The 21,913-nt window shown below is 62.7% G+C and carries 24 protein-coding genes; 12 read left to right on the forward strand and 12 right to left on the reverse strand.

What is annotated here, in order from left to right; all coding sequences use genetic code 11:
- The first annotated feature begins 29 nt into the window (after window positions 1-29).
- Entirely contained in the window at window positions 30-308 is a 279-nt protein-coding gene (locus DDE76_RS11100) for a hypothetical protein (protein WP_210283193.1), read from the forward strand.
- 61 nt (window positions 309-369) lie between these two features.
- On the opposite strand, the gene DDE76_RS11105 is transcribed toward DDE76_RS11100, so the two are convergent.
- Window positions 370-1,128: an SDR family oxidoreductase gene (locus tag DDE76_RS11105; protein ID WP_104894725.1), complete on the reverse strand. Its 759-nt coding sequence runs from the start codon at window positions 1,126-1,128 to the stop codon at window positions 370-372.
- A gap of 99 nt (window positions 1,129-1,227) precedes the next feature.
- On the opposite strand from DDE76_RS11105, the gene DDE76_RS11110 reads away from it, so the two are divergent.
- Both DDE76_RS11110 and DDE76_RS11115 read left to right on the forward strand, forming a co-directional pair.
- Window positions 1,228-2,175 carry an AraC family transcriptional regulator gene (locus tag DDE76_RS11110; RefSeq protein ID WP_104891753.1) on the forward strand — a complete coding sequence of 316 codons (948 nt, stop codon included), beginning with the start codon at window positions 1,228-1,230 and terminating at the stop codon, window positions 2,173-2,175.
- 171 nt (window positions 2,176-2,346) lie between these two features.
- The gene (locus tag DDE76_RS11115) at window positions 2,347-2,811 is read left to right on the forward strand and encodes a hypothetical protein (RefSeq protein ID WP_104891754.1); all 465 of its coding nucleotides are present in this window, start codon (window positions 2,347-2,349) and stop codon (window positions 2,809-2,811) included.
- Window positions 2,812-2,824: 13 nt separating this feature from the next.
- Here DDE76_RS11115 and DDE76_RS11120 read toward each other — a convergent pair whose 3' ends face one another.
- Window positions 2,825-4,144, reverse strand: coding sequence for a dihydroorotase (locus DDE76_RS11120; RefSeq protein ID WP_104891755.1), 1,320 nt, complete (start codon window positions 4,142-4,144; stop codon window positions 2,825-2,827).
- Between the two features lie 68 nt (window positions 4,145-4,212).
- Between DDE76_RS11120 and ygfZ the strand changes: the two genes are divergently transcribed.
- The 3 genes from ygfZ (at window position 4,213) to DDE76_RS11135 (ending at window position 6,308) form a co-directional block, all read left to right on the forward strand.
- Complete coding sequence (ygfZ, locus tag DDE76_RS11125; RefSeq protein WP_157955761.1) at window positions 4,213-5,055, forward strand: CAF17-like 4Fe-4S cluster assembly/insertion protein YgfZ; 843 nt, start codon at window positions 4,213-4,215, stop codon at window positions 5,053-5,055.
- Window positions 5,056-5,124: 69 nt separating this feature from the next.
- Window positions 5,125-5,742 carry an HD domain-containing protein gene (locus DDE76_RS11130; protein ID WP_104891757.1) on the forward strand — a complete coding sequence of 206 codons (618 nt, stop codon included), beginning with the start codon at window positions 5,125-5,127 and terminating at the stop codon, window positions 5,740-5,742.
- 113 nt (window positions 5,743-5,855) lie between these two features.
- Complete coding sequence (locus DDE76_RS11135; protein ID WP_104891758.1) at window positions 5,856-6,308, forward strand: hypothetical protein; 453 nt, start codon at window positions 5,856-5,858, stop codon at window positions 6,306-6,308.
- 13 nt (window positions 6,309-6,321) lie between these two features.
- Here the strand turns inward: DDE76_RS11135 and DDE76_RS11140 are convergent, their stop codons facing one another.
- The 3 genes from DDE76_RS11140 to DDE76_RS11150 all read right to left on the reverse strand — a co-directional run bounded on the left by DDE76_RS11140 (window position 6,322) and on the right by DDE76_RS11150 (window position 10,482).
- Window positions 6,322-7,395: a cell wall hydrolase gene (locus tag DDE76_RS11140; RefSeq protein WP_104891759.1), complete on the reverse strand. Its 1,074-nt coding sequence runs from the start codon at window positions 7,393-7,395 to the stop codon at window positions 6,322-6,324.
- Between the two features lie 177 nt (window positions 7,396-7,572).
- Window positions 7,573-8,127, reverse strand: coding sequence for a hypothetical protein (locus tag DDE76_RS11145; RefSeq protein WP_157955762.1), 555 nt, complete (start codon window positions 8,125-8,127; stop codon window positions 7,573-7,575).
- 84 nt (window positions 8,128-8,211) lie between these two features.
- The gene (locus DDE76_RS11150; RefSeq protein ID WP_104891761.1) at window positions 8,212-10,482 is read right to left on the reverse strand and encodes a putative PEP-binding protein; all 2,271 of its coding nucleotides are present in this window, start codon (window positions 10,480-10,482) and stop codon (window positions 8,212-8,214) included.
- Between the two features lie 120 nt (window positions 10,483-10,602).
- Here DDE76_RS11150 and ispH point away from each other — a divergent pair, with 120 nt between their 5' ends.
- Genes ispH through rnhA form a run of 3 tightly spaced genes read left to right on the forward strand, consistent with a single transcriptional unit; the run spans window position 10,603 to window position 12,558 of the window.
- Window positions 10,603-11,574 (forward strand): 4-hydroxy-3-methylbut-2-enyl diphosphate reductase, encoded by a 972-nt coding sequence (gene ispH / locus DDE76_RS11155; RefSeq protein WP_104891762.1) that lies wholly within the window; start codon window positions 10,603-10,605, stop codon window positions 11,572-11,574.
- Complete coding sequence (locus DDE76_RS11160; RefSeq protein ID WP_104891763.1) at window positions 11,571-12,095, forward strand: GNAT family N-acetyltransferase; 525 nt, start codon at window positions 11,571-11,573, stop codon at window positions 12,093-12,095. Before ispH ends, DDE76_RS11160 begins: the two co-directional genes overlap by 4 nt.
- The gene (gene rnhA / locus DDE76_RS11165; RefSeq protein ID WP_104891764.1) at window positions 12,088-12,558 is read left to right on the forward strand and encodes a ribonuclease HI; all 471 of its coding nucleotides are present in this window, start codon (window positions 12,088-12,090) and stop codon (window positions 12,556-12,558) included. The genes DDE76_RS11160 and rnhA overlap by 8 nt, the downstream gene beginning before the upstream one ends.
- Here rnhA and DDE76_RS11170 read toward each other — a convergent pair.
- The 6 genes from DDE76_RS11170 to DDE76_RS11195 all read right to left on the reverse strand — a co-directional run bounded on the left by DDE76_RS11170 (window position 12,542) and on the right by DDE76_RS11195 (window position 18,649).
- Complete coding sequence (locus DDE76_RS11170) at window positions 12,542-13,534, reverse strand: DUF808 domain-containing protein (RefSeq protein WP_104891765.1); 993 nt, start codon at window positions 13,532-13,534, stop codon at window positions 12,542-12,544. The genes rnhA and DDE76_RS11170 overlap by 17 nt on opposite strands.
- 12 nt (window positions 13,535-13,546) lie before the next feature.
- On the reverse strand, window positions 13,547-15,571 hold the full coding sequence (gene glyS, locus DDE76_RS11175; RefSeq protein WP_104891766.1) for a glycine--tRNA ligase subunit beta: 2,025 nt from the start codon (window positions 15,569-15,571) through the stop codon (window positions 13,547-13,549).
- Window positions 15,572-15,679: 108 nt separating this feature from the next.
- Window positions 15,680-15,943: a DUF2442 domain-containing protein gene (locus tag DDE76_RS11180; RefSeq protein ID WP_104891767.1), complete on the reverse strand. Its 264-nt coding sequence runs from the start codon at window positions 15,941-15,943 to the stop codon at window positions 15,680-15,682.
- Entirely contained in the window at window positions 15,924-16,160 is a 237-nt protein-coding gene (locus DDE76_RS20040) for a DUF4160 domain-containing protein (RefSeq protein WP_104891768.1), read from the reverse strand. The genes DDE76_RS11180 and DDE76_RS20040 overlap by 20 nt, the downstream gene beginning before the upstream one ends.
- Before the next feature lie 21 nt (window positions 16,161-16,181).
- The gene (locus tag DDE76_RS11190; RefSeq protein WP_104891769.1) at window positions 16,182-18,089 is read right to left on the reverse strand and encodes a DUF2207 domain-containing protein; all 1,908 of its coding nucleotides are present in this window, start codon (window positions 18,087-18,089) and stop codon (window positions 16,182-16,184) included.
- A 5-nt stretch (window positions 18,090-18,094) separates the two neighbouring features.
- Window positions 18,095-18,649: a LemA family protein gene (locus DDE76_RS11195; RefSeq protein WP_104891770.1), complete on the reverse strand. Its 555-nt coding sequence runs from the start codon at window positions 18,647-18,649 to the stop codon at window positions 18,095-18,097.
- A 313-nt stretch (window positions 18,650-18,962) separates the two neighbouring features.
- Between DDE76_RS11195 and rnk the strand changes: the two genes are divergently transcribed.
- The 3 genes from rnk (at window position 18,963) to DDE76_RS11210 (ending at window position 20,875) form a co-directional block, all read left to right on the forward strand.
- The gene (gene rnk, locus DDE76_RS11200; RefSeq protein WP_104891771.1) at window positions 18,963-19,373 is read left to right on the forward strand and encodes a nucleoside diphosphate kinase regulator; all 411 of its coding nucleotides are present in this window, start codon (window positions 18,963-18,965) and stop codon (window positions 19,371-19,373) included.
- Window positions 19,374-19,478: 105 nt separating this feature from the next.
- Window positions 19,479-20,114 carry a TetR/AcrR family transcriptional regulator gene (locus tag DDE76_RS11205; RefSeq protein ID WP_104891772.1) on the forward strand — a complete coding sequence of 212 codons (636 nt, stop codon included), beginning with the start codon at window positions 19,479-19,481 and terminating at the stop codon, window positions 20,112-20,114.
- Window positions 20,111-20,875 carry a hypothetical protein gene (locus DDE76_RS11210; protein WP_104891773.1) on the forward strand — a complete coding sequence of 255 codons (765 nt, stop codon included), beginning with the start codon at window positions 20,111-20,113 and terminating at the stop codon, window positions 20,873-20,875. The genes DDE76_RS11205 and DDE76_RS11210 overlap by 4 nt, the downstream gene beginning before the upstream one ends.
- 22 nt (window positions 20,876-20,897) lie before the next feature.
- Here DDE76_RS11210 and DDE76_RS11215 read toward each other — a convergent pair whose 3' ends face one another.
- On the reverse strand, window positions 20,898-21,821 hold the full coding sequence (locus DDE76_RS11215) for a glycine--tRNA ligase subunit alpha (protein ID WP_104891774.1): 924 nt from the start codon (window positions 21,819-21,821) through the stop codon (window positions 20,898-20,900).
- Between the last annotated feature and the right edge of the window lie 92 nt (window positions 21,822-21,913).

Raw genomic sequence — 21,913 nt, forward strand, 5'->3', positions numbered from 1 at the left:
TGGCGCGCGCGCCATGTTATGCCCGCTTCATGAGCACGCCCAAAACCATCTTCTCGCCCGCATCGGGGATCGGCCCGTTCGACCGCAGCCAGTCGGAACGGCAACTGGCTCTGGAATATCTGGCGGAGGCCTGGAACAGCGCCGAAGAAGACGGGCTGGAATCCGCCTCGCTGGCGCATGCCTCGCTGTTCGCGGCGCTGGCCACCTTCGTCAAGATGCATGGCGACGAGGCCACTGCCGACCTGATCGCGCAACTCCCCGAGCGCATCCGCAATGGCGAATACAATCTGGACCGGATTCTGCAGTAGCGTCTCTACGCGGCTGCCCGCAGGCAACCCGCCAGCCTGAGGCCGGCGGGTCTTCGTCATTTCACCAAGGATAGGTCTGGTTGACCGAGCCGGTAAAGGTGCCGGTCGGGCCCTCGCTGCCGAGGAGCGCCACGCGCACGGCTTCGGCGGCGCCTTGCTCCACCGTATCGGTGCCCTCGTAATTGTTGAGCGCGGTGGCGGTGAAGCCGGGGGTCACGGCATTGACCTTGATGCCCTCTTCTTCAAGCTCGATGGCAAAGGCCAGGGTGATGGCATTGAGCGCGGTCTTGGACGCGCCATAACCGGGGTTGAAGGTGGCCCGATAGGGATTCGGGGTTGAATTGAAGGCGAGCGAGCCAAGGCCGCTGGAAACGTTGACGATGCGCGCCGCGTCCGACTTGCGCAGCAGCGGCACGAAAGCCTGGGTCACGGTGAGGACGCCGAACACATTGGTTTCCCAGATTGTGCGCACTTCATCCACCGATATCAGGGTCGCCCGCGAGCGCTTGATATAATCCTGCATGGTCTCGGTATGCTGGCCATTGGCGCGGGAGATGGCGGCATTGTTGATCAGAATATCGAGCCGGCCGAACTTTTGTTCGACCAGCGCGGCAGCGGCGCGGATCGATGCCTCGTCGGTGACGTCGAGCTGAATGGGGTGCACGTCGCCTTCAAGCTTCTGTGCCGCCGCCTTGCCGCGTTCGAGATTGCGCGAGGCGAGCAGCACGGTCAGGCCATTGGCGGCGAGATCGGTGACGATCTGCAGCCCGATGCCCTGATTGGCGCCGGTAACGAGTGCGATGCGAGTGTTTTCAGTCATTGGCATGATCCTGTTGCTTGATTGGCCGAACAGGAGATGGTCACGGGCATCCGGACGTTCTATATTCAAAAATCCAATAGAATTTCGAATGAGTCCAGAATGGCTGATCCCCTCGCCCAGATTGTCAGACTGTTGCGGCCGGGGGCGCCATTTTCGAAATGCGTCACCGGATCGGGGCCATGGCGCGTGCGACGCACCCAATCGCCCAACCCCTATTATGTCGCCGTGCTGCAAGGGAGCATGCGCTACAGCGACCAGCAGGGGGAAGAAGTGGTCGTCAATGCCGGCGATTTCATCCTCATTCCCTTCGCGCAGGATTTCATGATGTGGAGTGCCGCGCCCAGCAATGACAATGACATGGTGATCGATCCGGTGATCCTGCCCGGCGGTGGATATCGCGTCGGCAGTGTCAACGGGCCGGTCGATATGCGGGCCCTGGTGGGCTACTGCCTGTTCCAATCCGAAGACGCCACGCTGCTGTCCTCGCTGCTGCCCGGGGTTGTCGTGGTGCGCGGCCAGCACCGCCTCTCCATGTTGATGCAACTGCTCGGCGACGAGGCCGTGGACAGCAGGCCCGGGCGTGAGGTGGTGCTGCAGCATCTGCTTGAAGTGCTGCTGATCGAGGCGCTGCGCTCAAGTGCCAAGCTCTCCCACTCCCCCGGGCTGCTGCGCGGCCTCTCCGATGATCGCCTCGCCGCCGCCCTGCGCGCCATGCATACGAGGCCCGAACGCGGCTGGACCGTGGTCGAGCTGGCACGCGAAGCGGCCCTCTCCCGTTCGGGCTTCCACGAGCGGTTCCAGAGCGCGGTGGGCATGGCACCAATGGAATATCTCAAGACCTGGCGGCTGGCCCTCGCCAAGGACCTGCTGCGCAAGCGAGAGACCAGCGTTTCCGAAATCGCCCGAAGCATCGGCTACCGCTCCGCCAGCGCTTTCAGCGTCGCCTTCCTGCGCGAAGTCGGCATGACCCCGGCTCGCTATGCCCGCGACATCCGAGCCCCACAGCCCGGCAGGGGCGCTGAAGCGTTCGAGGGCGCCATCGCCTGATTACGCAGGGCGACGAGGCCACTGCCGACCTGATCGCGCAACTCCCCGAGCGCATCCGCAATGGCGAATACAATCTGGACCGGATTCTGCAGTAGCGGTCGACCACCCAAAACATCAGGGCGACAGCTCGCAAATTTCCTCTATGCTGACTGCAGGATTGGGGAAACAAATATGATCAGATATATCGGGCTTGCGGGCCTTATTTTAGCACTGGGCGCATGCGCGAGCGGTTCTGCAGTTCGCACTTCGCAGAATACTGCGCTTATTCAGGCCAGCGCGGCCCCGGTATGTGGCGGATCGGGGGCAGCACAAGTAGCTCAAAAACAAGCAGCGATAGAAACGATCCGCGCCGGCTATGATCGCTATGTTATTGCCAGCGGACAATCGCAGAACAATGTCCGCGTTACACAAGTACCTGGAACTTCCTACACCCGCGGCAATGTGTTCGGAAACTCCTGGAATGCAACCACGACGTATACGCCACAAACTGTCGTTAGTGGTCGGCACGAACAATCGTTCTCAATAGTTATGTTCCGCCGCGGAGACCCAGGGTACTATTCGGCAATCTCCGCGAAGGAAACCCTTGGTGCTGACTGGGCCAAGATCGTCGACGAAGGTGTGATGACCTGCGGATAAGGCTTTCACTTCTCTACAATGCCTCGAGGAACCGCATGGGCTGGCCTTTTGAGGGCGTCACCAGTTCACCCTGCCACATCACCGTGTTGCCGCGCACGATGGTGCCGACTGGCCAGCCGGTGACGGTGACGCCGTCATAGGGTGTCCAGCCGGCGCGGCTTTTTACCCAGTCATTGGTGATGGTTTCGCGGCGCTTCATGTCGACAATGGTGAGATCGGCATCATAGCCCACGGCGATGCGGCCCTTGCCGGCAATGCCGAACAGGCGGTTGGGGCCGTGGCTGGTCATGTCGACAAATCGCTGGAGGCTTAGCTTACCATTGTTCACGTGGTCGAGCATGGTGGGCACCAGGGTCTGCACCCCGGTCATGCCTGAATGGCTCTGCGGATAGGGATGATCCTTTTCCTCGCGCGTGTGCGGCGCGTGGTCGGAACCCAGAATATCGGCCACGCCATTGGCAACGCCTTTCCAGATACCTTCGCGGTGCTCCGCGTCCCGCACCGGCGGGTTCATCTGCGCATAGGTGCCCAGGCGGTCATAGGCGGTCTCGTCGAGAGTCAGGTGATGCGGGGTCACCTCGACGCTGGCGACGTCCTTGTGGTCGGCCAGATAGGCAATCTCTTCCTTGGTCGAAATGTGCAAAACATGAATGCGCTTGCCGGTCTTGCGGGCCAGGTTGACCAGCCGCGTGGTGCAGCTCATGGCGACTTCGGGCGAACGCCAGACCGGGTGGCTCGACGGGTCGCCCTCAACGCGCAGGCCCTTGCGCTCTTCGAGCATGAATTCGTCTTCGGAGTGGAAGGCGGCGCGGCGGGAAATGGCGCGAAGAATGGCTTCGACGCCATCGTCATCGGCCACCAGCAGCGAGCCGGTGGACGAACCCATGAAGACCTTCACGCCCGCGCAGCCAGGCAGTTTTTCGAGCATGGGCAGCTCGCCGACATTTTCGTGCGTGCCACCGATATAGAAGGCGAAATCGCAATGCATGCGGTTGGTGCCGGCGGCGATCTTGGCTTCGAAGGTTTCGCGCGTAGTGGTCAGCGGATTGGTATTGGGCATTTCGAATACGCCCGTTACCCCGCCCATGACAGCGCTGAGCGAACCGGATTCAAGGTCTTCCTTGTGGGTCAGGCCGGGCTCGCGGAAATGCACCTGGGTGTCGATGACGCCGGGCAGGATATGCAGGCCCTTGCAGTCGAGTGTTTCGGCCGCACTGCCCGCGACGGAGCCGAGCGCGGCAATCTTGCCGTCCTTGACCGCGACATCGGCCAGGCCCTCGCCATCCTGATTGACCACGGTGGCATTCTTGAAAATCGTGTCGTACTGCGCCATGTCTTTCGTCCCGCCGCTGGTCCATGTTCAGGGCCGGTTTAACACGGGCGTCCGACGAGGCAAGTCTCATGACCATCCATCTGCGCGCAGACCGCGCGCTGTTCCGCTTTTCCGGCCCCGAGGCACATCGCCTGCTCAATGACGTTGTGACTGGTGAAATTCCCAGCACTGGCGACGGTGATGGCGAGGTGGCTGCGGCCTGGGCGCTGCTGTCTGCGCAGGGCAAGATCCTGGCCGAGGGCCTTGCCGGGCACGCCGAGGGCGCTCTATGGCTCGACGTGCACCAGTCGGTCGCCGATGATTTCTTCAAGCGCATGAAGATGTATCGCCTGCGGGCACAGGTCGTGATCGATGATCTGCGCGATACCCATCGCGTGGGGTTTGCGCAGGGCGAGGCGCCCGAGGGGCTTCGCCATGCCGACCGGCTGGGGCCCATCGATATGGGTTGGCGGATCATTGCCCCGATAGAGGCAACGCAAAGCTGGGTGCAGAACGACACGTTCTACCATCAGCAGCGCATTGCCACGGGTATCGTCCATCAGGGCAATGACTTTCCCGCCAATGACGCTTTCGCCCACGATATCGGCATGGACATTCTCGAAGGCATCGACTTCGCCAAGGGCTGCTATGTCGGGCAGGAAGTGGTTTCGCGCATGAAGCATCGCGGCACGGCGCGCCGCCGTCCTGTTATCGTTTCGGGCGTGGAGGCGCCGGCCGGCAGCGCCGTTGTCGCAGGGGGCAAGGAGGCCGGATCAATCGGCCAGGTGGTGGACGGGATGGCGGTGGCCATCGTGCGGCTTGATCGGATTACCGATCCCGGCGCGGTGACGGTCGAGGGCAAGCCGGTCGAGATCGCCCTGCCGGTCTGGGCCAATTATCGCTTCGGCGAGGCGGTTTCGGCAGACGAGTAGTCGCCATTCTCGAATCGCCCTGATCTGTTAAAGCTGGTGGCACCAGTCCACTAGCTGCGTCTGATGCCGATGTCCCGCCAAAGCAATCGTGCCTGGCAGCGTATGCTGTCCGGGCGCCGTCTCGACATTCTCGACCCCTCACCCGTCGATGTGGAATTGTCCGACATCGCGCATGGCCTGGCGCGTGTGGCGCGATGGAACGGGCAGACGATCGGGGATTATCCCTTTTCGGTGGCGCAGCATTCGGTACTGGTGCTCGAACTGTTCCGGGCAGCCAATCCGGACGCCGAACCGGTGGCGCAGATGCAGTGCCTTTTGCATGACGCGCCTGAATATGTGGTGGGAGACATCATCTCGCCGTTCAAGGCGGTGATCGGGGGCAGTTACAAGGATGTTGAAAAGGGCCTGCTGGCCGCCATTTTCCTGCGTTTCTCGCTGCCTGCAACCATGCCGGCCGCGGTCAACAAGCTGGTGAAGAAAGCGGACCAGGAGGCGGCCTTTTTCGAAGCGACCAATCTGGCCGGTTTCGAGCCGCCCGAGGCCCGGCGCCTGTTCGGCGTACCGAGCCAATCTGCTTTCGATATCGACGCCTTTGACAAGCTCATCCGACCCTGGCCGACCCAACAGGCGCATGAGCGTTTTATTGGGGCATTCGAACAGATTAGCCGCGATATTTCTTCGGCCTGAGCGGCCTGTGCACATTAACCTTAAGTTAAGTATGACGGTGCGCGCCCGCCACTTCATGGTTACTGCTTCATTAAGCCATGTGTGCCGAAGTGGAACAGTCCGGAGCGCCCGCCATGAACCTGCCGACACGCCATATGCTGATGGGCATGACCCTTGGCGCAATCTGCGCGACGGCCCTGGCTGCCATCGGGCCGGGCTTCGTGCTGGAGGCCTTTGCCGACGAAATGCCGGCCGGCTTTGATACAAGCAAATTGGTGAAGTTCGACGGCCGGGAGTATGAGGTCGACTACGCTGACTGGGTGTCGACTGACCCGCTTTCGAGCACCACGGTAAAGAAGATCGAGGCCGGGCGGGTGAGCCATGTGAGCATCACCACAACGGCCACGGGCACCTATTCCACCGATGGCCTGACCTCAAAGCACGTGCTCTACCCGGGTATCGATGTGACCGCGGTGGGCCGTGGCACGGGCACATATGTACGGTTCTGGACCAATGGTGACTGGTACAGCTTCAGAAGCCGCGCCGGCAATTCCTTCATCCGCCTGAGCGGACCCGCCCTGCCCTGATCTTGTGTTACGGCTAGCCGAACAGCCAGCCGCGCTTGAACTTGTAGAACACGTGCAGGCCGATCTGGGTCACCTTGGTCATGCGCGGGGCCCAGGCCGGCCGCACATAGGTGGCGTGATAGTGGGTCGCATCGCCCACCTCGGTCAGATAGAGCTCGCCGCTGGTCACCTTGGCCGCGATTTCCTCGGCCTGATCCCAGGGGCGGCGCTCGGTCACGGTCTCTGGAATGCCGTCGCATGCAAAGGAGAACTGGCACGCATTGCGGCGATTCTGGTTCTGGAACACGACGCCGCAAATGGTGTCGGGATAGCGGTGATCCTTGACGCGGTTGAGGATGACCTGGGCCACGGCGACCTGGCCGCGATAGACTTCGCCGCGCGCCTCGAAGTAGATGCCTGTGGCCAGGCACCAGAGTTCCTTGTCGGACAAGCCCGCCATGGGCTCGCCCTGCAATTCGGTGACGGTCGCCGGTGCGCTGGCGCGGGCATAGGCCAGTTGTTCGGGCACCGATTCGGGCAAGGTGACGTCGGCAAGGGTTTCGCCCTCGGCCTTGGGCGCGATCCCGGCAATGGCATCGAGCGCGGCAGCGGCATTGGGATGAAGCGACGCCACCGACATGCGCGGGCCGGGCTCGGCGTCTGCGGTGTCGCCGGCATCGGCAATGCTGGTCTGGCCCAAGGCGGCCGCATCAGCCGGCGCCCGCAGGGCAGCGATCTGCAGCCGCGCCTGCTCGAAACTTTTCGAAATGGCCAGAGCATCGACAGCCGGGCGCAGACGGTCGGTTTTCTGGGCGCGATTGGGGCCGGTGAAGCTGGCGCTTTCAAACAGATGATTGACCGACCCGGTGATGATGGGATCAACGCCGTTATAGCTCAGGCTGGCTTGTGCCACGGCAACAGGTTCGGCCTGTCCGGGCAGGCCTGCATTGCCCAGGGGCGCCGAACCGGGCCCAAACGCCGCGCCAGCAAGACCGACATAGGCAAGGGGGGCCACAAGCAGCATCATCGCCCCTCGGGCGAGGATGGCTGTTCGGCTAACCGCTCTGACCGGACGCTTGGGCGCCACCGGCCGGTGGGAAAGGGCCATATACTTTACTCAACGCTACGCAACACAACTCAAGCCCGGCAAATGTGACGCTCAAATGCCGATGGTTGTGATGATCGGTTATTAAGGTTAGCGCTGGGTAAATGGGGTTCGGGGCACCCAAAGGGCGCGTTTGTGACCGTGTTGCGGCGTGGGGTGCGGCAAATTGTGCGGTGCGGGCTACTGCCCGCAGGCGGCGATGACCGGCGCCACTTCATCGGCAAAATCGGCAACGCGGAAGCGCACCGAGAGCGAGCGCGTGGTGGCCGGGGTTACCCGGACTGTCAGATTGGTCGCCCCGATCAGGCCATCAAGGAAGGCACGCGCGTCACGGGTATTGTCGATCAGGATCGCCGTATTGTCCTCATTGACCGGCAGGGTCGAACTTCTGGCGCGCTGCAGGTCATATTGCAGGGTGATGCCGGTATCGCTGCCCAATGCCGACATGGAGTTGCCGGCAAAGCCGAAGGCGACCTGCAGAATATCGGCCTCGCAGAAGACCGTGATCGTCGCGGGTGCCCGGCCGGTGGGGCGGGCGGGAATGAGCTGTTCGGACTGAAGGGTGACGCTGGTCGATTCGGGGATGACGCCGCCGGGGCGGAAGATGTCGTCATAGCAGACGAGACGTTCGGCATCATTGTCGATGGGTGCGCATTGCGCACCCGATTGTGCCAAAGCTGGCTGCATAAGGCCCAAAAGCACTGGCAGCGCCAGAACGAGTGCAAAACTTCTCACGAACGCAAGGCCCTTCCCGTCTGTCCCGGCACGTTGCGGCCGGTTCTGTCTTGTCATCGCATATAGGTATGCGATGGCAGCTATTTAAGCCGAAGCCTGGGCCAAGGTCAGCCGGGCCACCGGTACACGATAGGGTGAGCAACTGACATAGTCGACGCCCAAGCCGGCAAAGAAGCGCAAGGAAGCCGGGTCGCCCGCGTGCTCGCCGCAAATGCCGACCTTGAGACGTGGATTGGCTGCCTTGCCGCGCGCGATGGCAATGGCGATCATTTCGCCTACACCCTTTTCGTCGATAGTGACGAAGGGGTCGCGTTCATAGACGCCCTTGCGCTGATAGGCGGCGAGAAAGGTCGGCGCGTCATCCCGGGAGATACCAAAAGTGGTCTGGGTCAGATCGTTGGTACCAAAGGAAATGAAGTCGACCATGGAGGCGATGTCACCGGCGCGGAGACAGGCGCGCGGCAGCTCGATCATGGTGCCGAAAGAGACCCGGATGCGATCAGTCCGGCCCATGCCGGCATTGTCGAGAATGGTCATGATCCGCTCGCGTACCCAGGACACCTCGGTAGCCGTGGAAACGAAGGGCACCATGACCTCGACCACGACCGGCTGTGTCTGGGTTTCGCTCGCCGCGCGGGCCCCGGCGATTACGGCCTGCATCTGCATTTGCAGAATTTCGGGATAGGTGATGGCCAGGCGTACCCCGCGATGGCCCAGCATGGGATTGATTTCGGCAATGCGCTCGAGCCGCAAGCGCAGGGCGCGTACGGCCACGCCGAGCGAGGCCGCGGTTTCCTCGATTTCCTCGTCGGTGCGGGGCAGGAACTCATGCAACGGCGGATCGAACAGGCGCACGGTGACCGGCAAGCCCTGCATGGCCGAAAACAGCGCCGAATAATCGCCAGTCTGGAAATCGACCAGGCCGGCAATGGCGCGCGAGCGGGCATCCTCGTCTTCCGAAAGGATCATGCGCCGCAGGGCCACCATGCGCTCGGGCGAAAAGAACATGTGCTCGGAGCGCGCCAAACCAATGCCTTCGGCACCAAAGCTGAGGGCTGTCTGCGCCGATTCGACCGTTTCGACATTGGTGCGCACGGCGATCTTGCGGCTGGCGTCGGACCAGCCCAGCAGTGTGCCGATGGCGCCGCCAATCTGTGGCTGGGCCAAGGGCAGGTTGCCGAGATAGACCGCGCCATCGGTGCCATCGATGGTCAGCCGGTCCCCGGCGCGGAATTCGCGCTCACCAATACGGCAGACCATTTCGAGCGTATCGACCGTCAGGCTGCGCACTCCGGCGACGCAGGGCTTGCCGGTGATACGGGCGATCACGCCGGCATGGCTCGACATGCCGCCGCGCGCCGTCAGAATGCCGGTGGCCGCTTTCATGCCCTCAATGTCGGCCGGGCCGGTTTCATTGACGACAAGGATGCAATGCTTGCCGCGGGCCCGCAGGCGCGCCGCGTCATCGGGGTTGAAGGTGATGATGCCGCTGGCCGCGCCAGGCGAAACGCCCAATCCCATCGCAATGGGTGTCGCCTCCTCCGGTGCCTTCAACCGCGGATGCAGCATGAGCGCGAGGCGACTGGGATCCACGCGCGACACGGCACCCTGGGGCGTCCAGACCTTGCGTTCGACCCGGTCCACCGCGGCCTGCAGCTCCGCCCCGGCGCTGGCCTGCACGGGCCGCGCCGACAGGAAGGTCACCTTGCCCTTGTGAATGGCCACCAGGCACGCCATGTGGCGGCCCGCCTTGGCATCGAGCAGATCGACCAGCGCGTTCACATCATCGGGCAGGCGCGGCAAGGGCGCACCATTCAAGGGCGCCGGACCCATGGCGCCGGTGGAAGCGTTGCGGGTCAGGAATTGTTCGATGTCGCCCTGCGCCACGGCCTGCACCAGAACGATCTGGCGTGCGCGGTCATCCTCATTGCGCGGCGCAATCCAGCCGCCGCCAAAAAACCCATAGCTTTCGAAGGCCTGCTTGATGGCCTTGGCCAAAGGCCGGGTGGGGTCGACAGAATCCTCGGGGGCAGTCGGCGCGGCAATACCCAGCCGTGCCGGCGCCAGGCCACTATTGTGCGAGGAAGCCGAGGTACGCACCACCAATTGCGGGGCGGGACCATCTTTGGCGACAAGCTTGAACAGGCATGCCACCCAATGGGTGCGCAAGCGAGTGTCGCGCCTTGTGCGTTCGGCCTGCAGTTCCTCCCAGGCGGCGCGGGTGATGGCGATGGTGGGAACCGTAGGGAAACCGGCTTCGCCGACGCGGAAAATCCAGCGGGACTTGCCGGTGAGCAGCTTGAGCTGACCAGCGCTCAGGTTCGCCTTCCCCGTCGCCGGGGCAATCGCAAACATTTCCTGCGCCAAACTCACCTGGAACCGTCCCGGTCACTTACTCGAGCGCATATTGCCTATGCCCTGCCCCGGCTGCAACAGCACTTGACTTGCAAGTGCGGGGAAAGCATCTGATCTGGCATGGAAAAAAGGCCGCACCTTAACATTCTGCTCTGCGCCCCGCGCGGATTCTGCGCCGGCGTGGACCGCGCGATCCAGATCGTGGAACTGGCGCTCGAAAAATATGGCGCACCGGTCTATGTGCGCCACGCCATCGTGCACAACAAATATGTGGTGGAGGGCCTGAAGGCCAAGGGCGCCGTGTTTGTCGAGGAACTCGACGAAATCCCCGAGACCGAGGCACCCGTCGTCTTCTCGGCTCATGGCGTACCCAAAAGCGTGCCGGCCGATGCAAAGGCGCGCAACATGTTCTTCCTTGATGCCACCTGCCCGCTGGTGAGCAAGGTGCATGTCGAGGCGTCGCGCCACCATGAGGAAGGACACGAAATCGTGCTGATCGGGCATGCCGGTCACCCCGAAGTGATTGGCACCATGGGCCAGCTTCCGGCCGGCGCCGTGACACTGATCGAAACGGTGGAGGATGCCAATGCCTTCACCCCGAAGGACCCCGAGACGCTGGCCTTTGTGACGCAGACCACGCTTTCGGTGGATGACACGCGGGAGATCGTTGCTGCCCTCAAGGCGCGCTTCCCGGCGATCAATGGTCCGCACAAGGAAGACATCTGCTACGCCACGACCAACCGGCAGGAGGCGATCAAGGCCGTGGCGCCACTGGTCGATGCCATGATCGTGGTCGGCTCACCCCATTCGTCCAATTCACAGCGCCTGGTGGAAGTGGCCTTGCGCAATGGCTGCAAGGTCGCGACATTGGTCGACCGGGCCAACGAAATCGACTGGTCCTTGTATGGCGACATCACCTCGCTCGGCGTGAGCGCCGGTGCGTCCGCCCCGGAAAGCCTGGTCGAGGAAGTGATCGATGCCTTCGCCGCGCGCTATGACGTGACGGTCGAGACCAAGACCACGGCCGAGGAAAACATCGCCTTCAACATTCCCCGCGTGCTGCGCAATCTGGAAGCGGCTGCGGGACGATGAGCCTTGATCTGTTCGAAACCGAGCGGCTGGTGCTGTCCGGCTGGCGGATGGACCAGCTTGACGATCTGCTGGCTTTGCACGGCAATCCCAATGTGTCGCGCTATTTGACCTCAAGCGGAGCGCCCTGGACGCGCGAGCAAGCCAAGACGGCGCTTCGCGGCTGGATCGAGCTGTTCGAGACCCGGCGATTGGGCAAGCTGCGGTTGACTCGCAAGAGCGACGGCAAGTTCATTGGCCGCGCCGGATACGGCATTTATCCCCGCACCGGCGAACCCGAGATAGGCTACGCCCTGTTTGAAGAGCATCACGGGGCGGGCTATGCGACGGAAGCGGCGGGCGGATTGCGGGACTGGATCTTCCGGGAAACCGACGCACCCCATTTCATCGGCTTTGCCGACACCAGAAACGCCCCTTCCCTCGCCGTCCTCAAGAAGATCGGCATGGAAGAAACGCATGTCGAAGTCGAGCCGAACGGGCTCACCTGCCAGTTCCATATCTACCGGCGGCCAGACCATGTCTGATGGCGTGATTATCCATACCGATGGCGCCTGCTCGGGCAATCCCGGTCCCGGCGGCTGGGGTGCCATTCTGCAATTCGGGCCGCACCGCAAGGAACTCAAGGGCGGCGAGGCGCTGACCACCAATAACAAGATGGAGCTGACGGCGGCCATAGAAGCGCTCAATGCGCTGAGCCGCCCCTGTCACGTCGATCTCCATACCGACAGCCAATACGTCAAGAACGGCGTGCAGAGCTGGATTCACGGCTGGAAGCGCAATGGCTGGCGCACCGCCGACAAGAAGCCGGTCAAGAATGTCGAACTGTGGCAGGCGCTCGATGAAGCCACCCAGCGCCATGAAATTTCCTGGCACTGGGTCAAGGGGCATGCCGGGGACGCCTTGAACGAACGCGCGGACGAACTGGCCCGTGAAGGCATGGCGCCATTCAAGCGCAAAAAGGCCGAGGGATTTACCCCGCCGTTTTAGCCCGCTGGGGTAGCAGGCGTTTGATACGCCCCCAGACCGGGCTGATGGCATATCCCACCACTGGAATGAGCAAGGCACCGAGCGCCAGGCCGATGAGGAAATCGACCAATGCGGTGGCGAGCCAGCCAGCGAGGCCGGCAATGGCAGGGAAGGCCGCTTCGGCCCAATGGGCAGCGGCCTCAATGATGTGCTCGGGGCCGGAAATGCCAAATTCGTAAAGGCCATGGGCGATGATGGAGCCGCCAACCCAGGTCATGGCGGCGGTGCCGACCAGGCTCAGGGCCTGCATGAAAACCGGCATGGCAACCACGATGCCGCGCCCGGTCGCGCGGCCAAGACCCGTCCGCGCCGATTTTGCGAGCCAGAGCCCCACATCGTCGGCCTTGAGGATCAGCGCCACCGCGCCATAGACCAGCGCGGTGATGCCCACACCCGCGACGGCGAGAATGGCGGCGCGGGTCCAGAAATCATCCACTTCGATGGCCGAGAGGATGATGGTCATGATCTCGGCGGAGAGAATGAAATCGGTCTTGATGGCGCCGGCAATCTTCTGTTCTTCCAGCGAAGCGGGCGAGATGGCCGTATGCTCGATCGATGCCTCGTGCTTTTCGGCCTCGTGCGGCGCGAAGAGGTGAAAAACCTTTTCGGCGCCTTCATAACAGAGATAGGCGCCGCCAATCATCAGCAATGGCGTGATCAGCCAGGGCAGGAAGACCGATAGCAGCAAGGCGGCGGGTAGCAGGAAGATCAGCTTGTTCTTGACCGATCCCCAGGCGATGCGCCCGACAATGGGCAGTTCCCGCTCGGCCTTGAAGCCCTTGACATAGCTCGGGGTCACTGCCGCATCGTCGATGACGGCACCGGCGGCCTTGGCGCTGGCCTTGGCGGCCTGCCCGGCAATGTCGTCGAGCGAGGCCGCGGCGACCTTGACCAGGCCGGCAACGTCATCGAGGAGAGCGAGAAGACCGACCGACATGAGCGTGCTTTCCTAGCCTGCAACTTTGCCGAAATCGGCCACCAGGTGCATGGTGTCGCGCAGGCGGGCCAGCAGGTTGAGGCGATTGGCGCGAACGGCGGCGTCCTCGTCATTGACCAGAACGGCGGTGAAGAAGGCATCGACCGGCGCGCGCAGCGTGGCCAGCTCGGCCATGGCACCTTTGTAGTCGTCCCGGCCGACATGGCCGGCGACGGCCGCGTGGACCCCATCCACCGCAAAGGCCAGCGCCGTTTCCTCGGGCAATCTGAGAGCACCCTGGTCGACCGCGCCAGCATAGGCCTTGCCATCCTTCTTTTCCTCGGCGGCGAGAATGTTCGCGGCGCGCTTGTAGCCGGCGAGCAAATTGGCACCATCTTCGGTGGCCAGCAGTGTCGACAGGGCTTCGACGCGCTGGGTGATCTGCAGGATGTCGTTGCTGTCGGCCGAGATGACGGCATCGAGCAGATCGTGGCGGGCACCGGCGTCGCGCAGCGACACTTTGAGCCGATCATGGAAGAAGCTGAGCAGATCCGGTTCGACCTCGAGCGGGAATTTCAGCCCGTTCTCGGTGATGATGCGGATGACGCCCAGCGCGGCGCGGCGCAGCGCGAACGGGTCGCGCGAGCCGGTCGGCTTTTCGTCGATCGACCAGAAGCCGGATAGCACGTTGAGCTTGTCGGCCAGCGCGACGGCGATCGACACCGGTTCGGTCGGCACGCGGTCGGTCGGTCCGAGCGGCTTGTAATGCATCTCGATGGCGGAGGCGATGGCGTCGGGCTCTTTCTGGGCGGTCGCATAATAGCGCCCCATCAGCCCCTGCAACTCGGGGAATTCACCGACCATGCCGGTGACGAGATCGGCCTTGGCCAGCATGGCTGCCCGCTTGGTCAGATCGACATCGGCGCCGACCTTGGGGGCAATCTGTGCCGCCAGGTGCACGAGGCGCTCGACCATGGCGAACTGGCTGCCCAGCTTGGCGTGGAACACCATGTCCTCGAGCTTGGGCAGGCCATGTTCAAGCGGAATGGCCAGATCGCCCTGGTAGAAGAAGGCCGCGTCCGACAGGCGCGCGCGGATGACGCGCTCATTGCCGGCGATCACCACGGCGCCGCCATCGGCGGGGATGGTATTGGCCGTGATGACAAAATTGGGCGCCAGCTTGCCAGATGAATCGCGCAGGCAGAAGCACTTCTGATTGGCGCGGATGGTGGCGATGATGACTTCCTCGGGCAGCTTGAGGTATTCGGGATCAAACGAACCCATCATCACATTGGGCCATTCGACGAGCCCGGCCACTTCTTCGAGTAGGCCTTCGTCATGGATGACCGAAAGGCCTTGGGCGAAGGCCAGATTGTCGGCGTCAGTACGGATGATGTCCTTGCGGCGATCGATGTCGAGCACGACCTTGGCCCGCTCCAGCGCGATCTGGTAGTCCTCGAAGCGCTTGACGCGGATCGCATCGGGGGCGAGGAAACGATGCCCGAATGTGGTCTGCCCGGATTCCAGGCCTGCCGCAGCAAAGGGCACGACGATGGGCTCGTCATTCTCGGTGCCGAAAGTTGCAGTGATGGCCCGCAGCGGACGCACCCAGTGGAAGCTGCCCGAGCCCCAGCGCATGGACTTGGCCCAGCCAAAATCGGTCAATATTCTGGGCAGGATGGACGAAAGCAGGTCAACGGCATCAGCGCCGGGCTTTTCGATCACGGCCACATAGAAATCGCCCTTTTTCGGGTCGCTTTCCACCTTGGCCTGATCGATCGAGATCAGGCCCGCCGAGCGCAGGAAGCCATCGATGGCTGGCTGTGGCGCCCCGACCTTGGGGCCCTTCTTTTCCTCTCGCGTGTCGGGCGAGCGGGCCGGCAGGCCGGCCACGGACAGAGCCAGGCGACGTGGGGTCACGAACGCCTTGGCGCCTTCATAGACCAGGCCCACATCGACCAGCGCGTTGGTCACGGCTTTCTTGAGGTCCTCGGCCGCGCGGCGCTGGAAGCGGGCGGGAATTTCCTCGGAGAACAGTTCGAGCAGCAGTTCGGGCATGGAAGGCAACCGGTGTTTGAAGGCGTGTGCGTGCTTAGCGTGGGGGCGACAGGATGTCTATTGCCCGGCGATGAAGTGTGCGGCGCTATCAGAAACGAGTAGGTGGCGTCAGGCGGCCCGGGATTGATGGCGGCTGCCCGCCAATAGACCGAGTATTGAAATGTCCTCATCAATTTCGGGCCAATGGATGCCCTCGCCCAGACCGATCAGCCGCCAATTGGACCGGCTGGCGGGAGCGGCATCACGGAGGCGCGGAAACCATTCGAGCGGCACCGACAGTTCTCGCCCATCGTCCAGGCTGACGCGCAAAACGACGTCGTCGACAAAAACATCAACGGCAAGCGGTTCGCTCTCAAGCTTCAAAGTGCTCATACCAAGCCCTCAAGAATGTCTGACGGTGCACCAGAACGATATCACGCAATGGCCCCAATTCGTGAGACCTAAAGCGCTTCGATGATGCGAGTTCCACGGGCTCCAACCAATACTTTGCGAGCTTGTCGCCAAATTCCACATGGACATGAGGCGGCTCACTGCCCTCGCCACTATAGAAATAAAAACGGTAACCATCGAGACGCAGGATCGTAGGCACCTAAGCTCTCGCCCCCAATCTCTACCAGCCGCCGCCACCGCCGCCGCCACCACCGCCGCCGGAAGAGCCGCCGCCACCCGAACCGGACGAGCTGGCCTGGACCGGCTGGGCGGCGACCATGGCAGCGGCCATGCCGGCCGAGGCGCCCGAGACGGCCCGGGCGATATTGCCCGAATTGAACGAGCGGCTGCCTGAATACCAGCGTGGCGTGTAAGTGCCTTTTTCGGCGTCGGGCACTGCGTTGCGGGCCAGTTCGGCCTCGAAATGCTCGGACCAGGGCTTTTCCACGCCCAGTGCTATGGCATAGGGCAAGAGCCGCTCGAAGCGCTCGATCGTCATGGGCGGCTCATCGACGATGTTGAGCCGGTTCTTCTCGGCCGTTTCGAGGTAGAGCTTGAGGCCGTCGATCTGGTCCATCAGCTTGCGCCCCTGCACGGTCGGGGCGCGCAGCAGGACCGTGAAAACCACGCAGATCAGCACCATAGAGCCGGCCGCGAGCGCAGCGGAATTGATGGTGAAGCCGGTGAAGGTCTCCAAGGCCCCGCCGGCAAAATTGAAAGCAAAGACCGCCACAAACAGCATGGCGATAAAGCGATTGTATGCGCCACCGGCTTTTGCGGCACCGAAGATCACGCTGCCGATCACACCGAGGAAAATGCCGGCGAACAAAGCAATGAACAGCCAGACCGGCTCAAGCACATCGAACACAACCATTCCAACAATCATGGCCGCAGCGAGCAGGAACCCGAGCCCCGCATAGCCCCAATTGTGGTTGAACCAGACCTTGCGGTTTTCGCTTTCGATGGCGCTGGTGAACTCGGTGCGCTTGGTGCCCAGATCCTTGCCATTGGCCTTGTCGAAGGTGACCGCGCCCTTGCCGTCGAAATAGGAGAACAGGACCTGTTCGCCGACGGGGAGCTTTTGATCCGGCCGCTTGCCGGTGACCGCAACGGTCAGGGTCTTGCCCGGATTGCGGACCGTAACCAGCCCCTTGACGCCCAGATTGAAGATCGCTGCCGTCATGGCGGTCCAGCCCGAATTGGAGAATCCCCATTTATGCACGTAGTGGGTCAGTGCGGGCGAGAAACCGCGCGGCGGATGAAACAGCGGAATGATGGTGCCCTTGGGCGGGTCACGTCCAACGCGCAGCCAGGCGGTGAAATTGTAGGCCAGCAACAGGAGGACAGCGAGGACCGGCAGCCAGACATCGCGCAGATCCGAGGCGGTTTGCAGCAGGGCATCCACGCCCTCTGGATAGGTCACAACGCCCTTCTGGAAGGAAACGGCAAAGCTCATGCCCTCGCCTGGATCCAGTTGCCGCTGGGTACGGAAAATGGCTGTGTTGTCGGTTTCGCGGGTCATGGAAACGTCGCGGCCAGTGGCCCCGGCAACGCCGGTATAGGCGGCCATGTCCTCGATCACCGCCCCCTCGGGCAGGCGCACGCGCGCCACCGAAGTCAGAATGGGAAAATCCCAGTAATTGCCGGTGGCATTCCAATAGAGTTCGTCACCGGCGCCATCGGCAGTGGGCCGCGCCATGCGGTCCATGGTGTAGGCAATGGTGTAGCGATGCTCGCCCCTTTGCAGGAAGACGTCAGGATCGCCAATCCAGATGCGCTGGAAATCGCCCATGCGCTCGACGCGGAACATTTCGGGCTGCCCGCCCCGCGTTACCGCGTCAACATCGAGCGTGATGCGGATCTTGTTACCGCGCTCCCCGATCATGGTGACGGGAATATCGCGATAGATGCCGCGCCGGATCTGATTGCCCTCGGCATTGACGTCGATAGTTTCGAGCACATCGACCGATCCGTCGGTCAACAGTTCGACATCGGCGGCAAAGGCGCGGATTTCCTCGCGCGCCAGAGCGGGCACGGCCAGCGCCAAAAACAGCGCGAGAACAGCGATCAGGCGGGGCAGAACAGGCATGGGGCTTAGAACTTCACCTGCGGCACGGCCCGCTCGGCCTCGTTCTCAAGCTCGAAATACTCGGCCTGCTCGAACTTGAAGGCATTGGCGACCAGGTTGGAGGGGAAGCTTTCCACCTGGATGTTCAGATTGCGCACCGCACCATTGTAATAACGGCGGGACATCTGGATTTCGTCCTCGACGCCCTGGAGCGCCGTCTGGAACTCGAGAAAGGTCGTATTGGCCTTGAGGTCGGGGTAGGCCTCGGCAATGGCCAGCAGGCGCCCAAGGGCCGCGGATAGCTCGCCTTCGGCCTTGGCACGGGCCTCCGGGCCGGCAGCGGCGGCGCTGGTGGCCTTGGCGCGGGCATTGACCACGGCGTCAAGCGTTTCGCGCTCATGGGCCATATAGCCCTTCACCGTTTCCATCAGATTGGGAATGAGATCGGTGCGGCGCTTGAGCTGCACATCAATACCCGACCAGCCCTCGCGCACCATCTGCCGGTTGGACACCAGCGAATTGTAGATGACGATGGCGTAGCCGGCGATGCCGACCACGAGCAGAAGAATGACCCATTCCATGATTGCGCTCCCTCAAGCAATGTGCGGCGCAAACTGGCATTGTGGCCGGGGCTTTGCAACGCCGGTTTGATCGGTGGGCTTGACTTCCCGCCGCCAATCCCTAGCTTTTAGCCTATGAACACGCGCCAATGGCATCGCTGCAGCTTTCTTCACGCAAGCTATCTACCCTAGGCATGCCCGCGCCGGAGCCTGCTTAGGGCTTCTGAACACTTCTGTTCCGCCGCCGGCGCACCGTTCTCCAGTTTCAGTTTCATACTACCCGCCTGCGCGGCGCCCTTGCGCGCGCGGCCCGACTTTTAGAAAGGACCCTCAAATGACTGAGATCCGCCGCGACCTGACCCCGCCCCTGACCCTTGGCCAGACCGACCACACCAAGCTCTATGCACTGGGTGAAGCCGGTCTCGACCGCAATCCGGATCTGGCCGAGATCCTGCTCACCGAGCTTGATCGCGCCAAGGTGGTCAATGACGCAAAACTGCCCGATGGCGTGGTGCGTATGGGCTCGCGCGTGACCTTCGAAACCAATTCGGGGCAGGAGCAGACCGTAACCCTGGCCTATCCGGTGGACGCCAATATCGAAGAAGGCCGCATTTCCGTGATGACCCCGATCGGGGTCGCGCTGATCGGGCTCAAGGCCGGCCAGTCGATCACCTGGCATGACCGCGCCGACAAGCGGCACAAGCTGACGGTGTTGAAGGTGGAAAGCGCCGCCCTGGCTGACTGACCAATGCCCGTTTGGGGGACATAAGCAGCCGGTCGCACGCCTCACGGCATGCGACCGGCAATTTTTCGCTTGTCTATTTAATGAGCGCTCATTAAATATACTGGCATGACAGCAGAACCAAACAGACGGGGCCGCCCGCGAAAAGCAGAAGGTCCGGATACGCGCGAGAAGCTGCTGGCCGCCGCGCTTGACCTGTTCGCAGCACAAGGGTTCGTCGCCACCAGCGTGCGACAGATCGCCGAAGCGGTCGGCGTGCGGGACAGCGCGATCTATGGCCATTTCGAAGGCAAGCAAGCCATTCTCGATGTGTTGATGGAGCGGGCCGGTCCGGGCGTGCTCAAGCTCTCCGGCTTCGACCCGGCATCCATGGCCGCTGCGCCTCCGGACAAGGCGCTGTCCGGCCTGTTCGGCCGCATCGTGGCGCATTGGGCCGAGCCGGAGGTGCGCAAATTCACCTCGATGATGCTGCGCGACGGTGCCGATGGCGCAGGCCGGGCCGTCGACACTGTGGCGAAGCGCCTGACCCCGCTGTTCAGGGCCTGGCAGGCGGGCGGACATTTTGACGACCGGTTCGATGCCGACTGGCTGGCCTGGGAGGCCATCGCCCCGCTCGCCACCATCCGCCTGACCCTGATGGGCAGCACAGCCACGCCTGACGATCTCAACCGCGCCCGGCAGATGGCCGAGCGGCATGTCGCCCATTTTCTCGCCGTTCATCTCAAGTCAGGAGTTTCGCCATGAACAGCATGAACCATCCGCAGGATGCGGACATCACCGTGGTCAACGCCCATCTCAATTTTCCCAAGGTGCATCTGATTGCACCCAAACCGGCGGGCTATATCCACATCGCGGCCGAGATCGACCCGATCCGCCCCTTCGGGCTGGGCCCGGAGAGCCGGCGCAAGCGCGAGGCGCGGGCCTTGGCCCTGAAACTGGCCAAAGAGCTTGAGCAGGACGCAAGCGTGGTGCGGGCCACCGTCTTCGTTGCCCGCCTGCTACCGCCTGGCGCACACCATCCCGAGGGCGTGCACAAGCCGGCTTTCGATCTGGTCGTCTTGATCGAAACCACCGACCCCGCCGCCGCAGAGACGCTGCAGGGCACACCGCGCTATGCCGAGCTGATCGCGGGGCTCAAGGCCCGGTCGGACTATCTGCACGTAACGCGGGCACGCAATGGCCGCCGCATCGGCTCGGTCGATTTCTCGCGCGACGGGGTGTTCCTGTTCAATTATTTCCACGGGGAAGAGCCCAGAAAGCTCATCCCGATCTGGGAATATACCGCCGGCTGGTTTGAAGATCGCACCGGGCTCGACAATTCGGAGTTGCTGGTGCCCGAGGCTGGCCAGGGGTCGGAATATGGCCTGATCAACCATTGCCGCTGGGACCATTGGCACGACATTGTGCCGGACTTGGCGCTGCGCCCGACCTTCAAGAGTTATGTGCTCGACAATTTCGCCGCCAATGGCGTCTCGCCCATGCCGATCCTTTACGGCCTGGCGTGACCCCTGAGACAAAGCGGCGCGACTACTCCGCGCCGCCGCCGGCGGTTTGCAGCCAGGCTTCACCGCAGGCCTTGGCCAGTTCGCGGATGCGCAGGATGTAGCTCTGGCGCTCGGTGACCGAGATCACGCCGCGCGCGTCGAGCATGTTGAAATTATGCGAAGCCTTGACGACGTGCTCATAGGCCGGGATCGCCATGGTCTGGCGATTGCCCTCGGCGCCTTTTTCGAGAATGGCGCGGCATTCCTTTTCCGCATCCTCAAAATGGCGGAACAGCATCTCGGTATCGGCCGCCTCGAAATTGTATTTCGAGCTTTCCTGCTCATTCTGCAGGAAGACGTCGCCATAGGTGACTTTCTCGTCGCCCGTCCGGCCGTTGAAGTTGAGGTCATAGACGTTCTCGACGCCCTGCACATACATGGCGAGGCGCTCAAGACCATAGGTGATCTCGCCCGGCACGGGGGCACACTCAAAGCCGGCAACCTGCTGGAAATAGGTGAACTGGCTGACTTCCATGCCATCGCACCAGCATTCCCAGCCCAGCCCCCAGGCGCCCAGGGTCGGGCTTTCCCAGTCGTCCTCGACAAAGCGCACGTCATGCACACTCTGGTCGAGGCCGATAGCGGCCAGCGAGTCGAGATAGAGCTGCTGGATGTTGTCGGGCGATGGCTTCAGGATCACCTGGAATTGGTAATAATGCTGCAGCCGATTGGGGTTCTCGCCATAGCGCCCATCGGTCGGGCGGCGGGATGGCTGCACATAAGCCGCCTTCCAGTGCTTGGGCCCCAGGGCGCGCAAAGTCGTCGCCGTGTGGAAGGTTCCCGCGCCCATCTGCATGTCGTAGGGCTGCAGGATCACGCAACCCTGCTCGGCCCAGAATTGCTGCAGCGTCAGGATCAGACCCTGGAAGGAATTCTTCGGGTCCATGTGGGCGGGGCGAGAGGTCATGTCAAAAGTCCTGCAATGAAGCGGACAAAGCTCTAGTGGGGTGTGCCGGAGCGGTCAATGGCGCGGAGGACAAAGCCTGCATTGACACACAA

This window comes from Devosia indica (assembly GCF_003056405.1).
Lineage (GTDB): Bacteria > Pseudomonadota > Alphaproteobacteria > Rhizobiales > Devosiaceae > Devosia > Devosia indica.

What these genes read in the sequence shown, in the direction of transcription:
- DDE76_RS11100 (WP_210283193.1), top strand. Translation starts at nt 30, where the DNA reads ATGAGCACGCCCAAAACCATCTTCTCGCCCGCATCGGGGATCGGCCCG.
- DDE76_RS11105 (WP_104894725.1), bottom strand. Translation starts at nt 1,128, where the DNA reads ATGACTGAAAACACTCGCATCGCACTCGTTACCGGCGCCAATCAGGGC.
- DDE76_RS11110 (WP_104891753.1), top strand. Translation starts at nt 1,228, where the DNA reads ATGGCTGATCCCCTCGCCCAGATTGTCAGACTGTTGCGGCCGGGGGCG.
- DDE76_RS11115 (WP_104891754.1), top strand. Translation starts at nt 2,347, where the DNA reads ATGATCAGATATATCGGGCTTGCGGGCCTTATTTTAGCACTGGGCGCA.
- DDE76_RS11120 (WP_104891755.1), bottom strand. Translation starts at nt 4,144, where the DNA reads ATGGCGCAGTACGACACGATTTTCAAGAATGCCACCGTGGTCAATCAG.
- ygfZ (WP_157955761.1), top strand. Translation starts at nt 4,213, where the DNA reads ATGACCATCCATCTGCGCGCAGACCGCGCGCTGTTCCGCTTTTCCGGC.
- DDE76_RS11130 (WP_104891757.1), top strand. Translation starts at nt 5,125, where the DNA reads ATGTCCCGCCAAAGCAATCGTGCCTGGCAGCGTATGCTGTCCGGGCGC.
- DDE76_RS11135 (WP_104891758.1), top strand. Translation starts at nt 5,856, where the DNA reads ATGAACCTGCCGACACGCCATATGCTGATGGGCATGACCCTTGGCGCA.
- DDE76_RS11140 (WP_104891759.1), bottom strand. Translation starts at nt 7,395, where the DNA reads ATGGCCCTTTCCCACCGGCCGGTGGCGCCCAAGCGTCCGGTCAGAGCG.
- DDE76_RS11150 (WP_104891761.1), bottom strand. Translation starts at nt 10,482, where the DNA reads ATGTTTGCGATTGCCCCGGCGACGGGGAAGGCGAACCTGAGCGCTGGT.
- ispH (WP_104891762.1), top strand. Translation starts at nt 10,603, where the DNA reads ATGGAAAAAAGGCCGCACCTTAACATTCTGCTCTGCGCCCCGCGCGGA.
- DDE76_RS11160 (WP_104891763.1), top strand. Translation starts at nt 11,571, where the DNA reads ATGAGCCTTGATCTGTTCGAAACCGAGCGGCTGGTGCTGTCCGGCTGG.
- rnhA (WP_104891764.1), top strand. Translation starts at nt 12,088, where the DNA reads ATGTCTGATGGCGTGATTATCCATACCGATGGCGCCTGCTCGGGCAAT.
- DDE76_RS11170 (WP_104891765.1), bottom strand. Translation starts at nt 13,534, where the DNA reads ATGTCGGTCGGTCTTCTCGCTCTCCTCGATGACGTTGCCGGCCTGGTC.
- glyS (WP_104891766.1), bottom strand. Translation starts at nt 15,571, where the DNA reads ATGCCCGAACTGCTGCTCGAACTGTTCTCCGAGGAAATTCCCGCCCGC.
- DDE76_RS11180 (WP_104891767.1), bottom strand. Translation starts at nt 15,943, where the DNA reads ATGAGCACTTTGAAGCTTGAGAGCGAACCGCTTGCCGTTGATGTTTTT.
- DDE76_RS11190 (WP_104891769.1), bottom strand. Translation starts at nt 18,089, where the DNA reads ATGCCTGTTCTGCCCCGCCTGATCGCTGTTCTCGCGCTGTTTTTGGCG.
- DDE76_RS11195 (WP_104891770.1), bottom strand. Translation starts at nt 18,649, where the DNA reads ATGGAATGGGTCATTCTTCTGCTCGTGGTCGGCATCGCCGGCTACGCC.
- rnk (WP_104891771.1), top strand. Translation starts at nt 18,963, where the DNA reads ATGACTGAGATCCGCCGCGACCTGACCCCGCCCCTGACCCTTGGCCAG.
- DDE76_RS11205 (WP_104891772.1), top strand. Translation starts at nt 19,479, where the DNA reads ATGACAGCAGAACCAAACAGACGGGGCCGCCCGCGAAAAGCAGAAGGT.
- DDE76_RS11210 (WP_104891773.1), top strand. Translation starts at nt 20,111, where the DNA reads ATGAACAGCATGAACCATCCGCAGGATGCGGACATCACCGTGGTCAAC.
- DDE76_RS11215 (WP_104891774.1), bottom strand. Translation starts at nt 21,821, where the DNA reads ATGACCTCTCGCCCCGCCCACATGGACCCGAAGAATTCCTTCCAGGGT.